5 protein-coding genes are annotated in these 3,259 nt (G+C 39.8%); all 5 read right to left on the bottom strand.

Annotated elements, in window-relative coordinates; translation table 11 throughout:
- Window positions 1–173 precede the first annotated feature (173 nt).
- From QZ506_RS02460 to QZ506_RS02440, 5 genes are read right to left on the bottom strand one after another with little or no spacing between them, the layout of a single operon-like run.
- Window positions 174–1,310 (bottom strand): 3-oxoacyl-ACP synthase III family protein, encoded by a 1,137-nt coding sequence (locus QZ506_RS02460; protein ID WP_291968820.1) that lies wholly within the window; start codon window positions 1,308–1,310, stop codon window positions 174–176.
- 17 nt (window positions 1,311–1,327) lie between these two features.
- Window positions 1,328–2,068 (bottom strand): SDR family NAD(P)-dependent oxidoreductase, encoded by a 741-nt coding sequence (locus QZ506_RS02455; protein WP_291968817.1) that lies wholly within the window; start codon window positions 2,066–2,068, stop codon window positions 1,328–1,330.
- Complete coding sequence (locus tag QZ506_RS02450) at window positions 2,065–2,289, bottom strand: phosphopantetheine-binding protein (protein ID WP_291968815.1); 225 nt, start codon at window positions 2,287–2,289, stop codon at window positions 2,065–2,067. The genes QZ506_RS02455 and QZ506_RS02450 overlap by 4 nt, the downstream gene beginning before the upstream one ends.
- A gap of 20 nt (window positions 2,290–2,309) precedes the next feature.
- Window positions 2,310–3,047 carry an acetyltransferase gene (locus QZ506_RS02445; protein WP_291968813.1) on the bottom strand — a complete coding sequence of 246 codons (738 nt, stop codon included), beginning with the start codon at window positions 3,045–3,047 and terminating at the stop codon, window positions 2,310–2,312.
- Window positions 3,048–3,058: 11 nt separating this feature from the next.
- Window positions 3,059–3,220 (bottom strand): hypothetical protein, encoded by a 162-nt coding sequence (locus tag QZ506_RS02440; RefSeq protein ID WP_291968811.1) that lies wholly within the window; start codon window positions 3,218–3,220, stop codon window positions 3,059–3,061.
- Window positions 3,221–3,259 lie beyond the last annotated feature (39 nt).

The raw sequence follows: 3,259 nt of genomic DNA, 5'->3' as shown, positions 1-3,259 counted from the left end.
TGACACGCCTGTTTTGGATTAAAATGCTGATCGCTCCGGGATGCATCACCACGCTCTGGATTTAACATACTGATTTTACGTCAAGGGAATCCGCAGCCTTTATGGCTACGCAGCATAATATCTATTTATTCAACAAAGCCCAAAGCCGACTCTATATTGTACTTTACTTAAAATCAATCTTCGTTTTTTATAAATTTAACCCACTCAGAGATCAGCTCATCTCTTGATTGGATACAGTCAGGTGTTTTATATAAAGTAACACCACCGTTTATCGTATCGGACAGATCCAGCTTACAACTCGCAACCGAAAGTCCAACACCGAAAGAAACGAAAAGCGTACTATTACTTACTTTACCAAACATTTGGTCGCAATAATTAACCAACACAGATGTGCCACCACAATTTCCATATTTAGAAAATGTTTCAGCTGAAGCTTTATCTTTGGGTAACACAGCATGGTTAATAATAGTTCTAACAATTTGTCCATTCGCCTGATGGATAGCAAAAAAATCAATTTCTTGGTAGCTACTTTTTGCATATTTAATAACTTTACTGATCGAGTCAGGTGCATTATCTATAGCAAACTTAAAGACATCACCACCTTGCATCACCGAGTCTGACAAGTGATACGTGTTTCCAACAGGATCCATGATTTCCAAATCCACAATATCACGTTGAACAGGCAGTCTGACCCCCCCCGCTGGCGTGACAATTTTTTTCCAATCTTTGCCTAAACTTTTTAGGTGAAAAAACGATTCATATTCTTTGTCAGAGCGGTCAACTAAGATAGCGGCTCCCGCATCGCCAAACAACATATTTGCGTTTCTGTTTCTTACATTTGTAATAAGACTACTTGAAGAACCTTCAAGTACTAAACATTTTTTTGATGCCCCGCTTTCAACCAGAGAATGCGCCAACCAAAGCGCATAGATAGCATCGGTACATCCCAGGCCACTGGTGTCGAAACAAGCACACTCCTCAGATAGCCCTAACTTCCCCTGAATAATACATGCATCTGAGTTTCCGATATAATCATGGTTGATAGATGCCATAATGAGAGTATCAATCTCATTGACATCAACATCCATCTTTTCTATCAGCACTCGCGCAGCAGCCTCACATAAATCAGCAGCCGTAACGCCATCGGGTACAACATGACGCGTGCCTAAACCTAATATTTTTTTATTTCGGCTAAGTTTGTCGGCATCATTTTCATAAAATTTAATTTCATCATCAATATTTTTTTTATTTTCTGGTAAAACACAAAAAATAGCAGAAACCTTGGCATGCTTGAACGTTGACAATGACATATCAATGACCTCTCTGATTAAAAACTTCCACAATCTACAACATAATTTTGAGCTGTGATCCAAGCTGACTTATCAGAAAGTAAAAAAATTATCATTTCGGATACATCATCAACGGCCCCGATCCACATTGGATAGTGTTGATGCTCAGTGTTGTATTTTTCTATCATTGACGTTGTTAAAGGCGTATCTATCGTTGACGGTAAAACACAATTGGCTCTGATTCTAGAGGGGGCCAACTCTTTGGCTATGCACCTGATCGATGCACAGAGCGCGGCCTTACTTCCCGCGTACTCGGTATGTCCTCTGTCACACAACTGTGCTGCGACACTGGACACGAAAACCATAGAACTTCCTGCATTATTATTAACACGGCGATCGGAGAAAGCTTTAGCCATCATCAGTGGTGAGAAATAATTAATCGCGAACGTATCCTTGATACCTTCGTAAGAGAGGCTTCGTAAAGGCACAATATCGGAGATGCCAGCACACCACGCCAAGCCCTGCATTTTCCCATAGCGGTCTTTCAAATATTGAACATAGCTCGACATCGTTTCAATATTTTCAGCCAACTCTTTAACTTCAGAGAAAATATGGTGCGGGAATTGACTCTTTACTCGTACTTTTTCTAATCGCTCCCGGTTTCTGCCTACAGCAATGACCTTGGCACCTAATGTGTTCAACTTCAAAGTAACTGATTCGCCGATGCCAGATGATGCTCCGGTAACAAGGAATACCTTTCCGCTGAAAAAATCACTCATAGCGTGATATTTGCCATTTTTACAATTTCGCGGAGGTCTTTAATTTTTTTATAATCGGCCATGGTCGTTTTGGCACCGAAATTACGCTCAAGAAATGCCATCATCGCCATGATAGAAAGCGAATCCCAGTCAGCAAGACTTGGCAGATGAGTGTCCATGCTCAAAACTTCATCCGTCTGCAATAATTCCTGAACTTCTGATAAAAATTCTTTCTCAGTCATGATTGTTGCTCCAATTATCATCAATTATTTACTTTAACTGCCGGATTACCGGACATATAGCAGTTATTACCACACCCCTTATAAACCACAGACATAGGAACTATCGTATTTTCGTTTCCAATACGTGATTTAGGAAGTAAAACTGAAGAGGTTGCAATAATATTTTCATTTCCAACCTTAACATTTCCAAGGACACGGACGTTAGGCGATATAAAATTAAAATCACCAATAATAGCATCGTGCCCAACCTCGACACCGCCATTAAATAAATTTCCGTTTCCAATATGAACATTGGTTGATATCAAAGTTCGTATGGCTAAAATATTACCATCACCAAGCACACTGTGCGGAAATAAAATACATGACGGATCAATAATATTTGGCATTTTCACGCCGCGGTTCTTAAGATAAGTATATATACTTTTTCTTATGGCAGGCTTTGCTACACCGATCACCGCACAATCGTTTTCCTCAAATACGAAATCATCTACGTCACACACATACAACTCTTTGTATTCTTTATAATTTCTAGGATTGCAGTATCCATTATGTCCGAGAAAACCAACAAATTGGATTTTTTCACCCGCTTGCATCATCCGATCTATATATGAATAGACTTCGCGAGCCAGACCATCACCACCAACAATAAAAATACGATTCATATAATCATTGGCTTTGTTGAATAAAGGCTTTGTTGAATAAATAGATTTTATGCTGGCAGCCCAGTAAAACGACGGATCCTCGCAACGTAAAATCATGCAGTTAGGCATCATGAGAAAAGTGTACACCGGAGATGACAAGCATTTTCAGCCAAAACTGGCATGGAAAAAGGCTTTGTTGAATAATAGGGAATAATGCTGTTATGACACGCCTGTTTTGGATTAAAATGCTGATTGCTCCGGGATGCATCACCACGCTCTGGATTTAACATACTGATTTTACGTCAAGGGAATCCGCAGCCTTTATGGCT

This window comes from Candidatus Symbiopectobacterium sp. (assembly GCF_020054415.1).
Classification (GTDB): Bacteria; Pseudomonadota; Gammaproteobacteria; order Enterobacterales; family Enterobacteriaceae; genus Symbiopectobacterium.
Note: the sequence above shows the minus strand (reverse complement) of the source record. Positions and strands in the feature narration are given on the sequence as shown.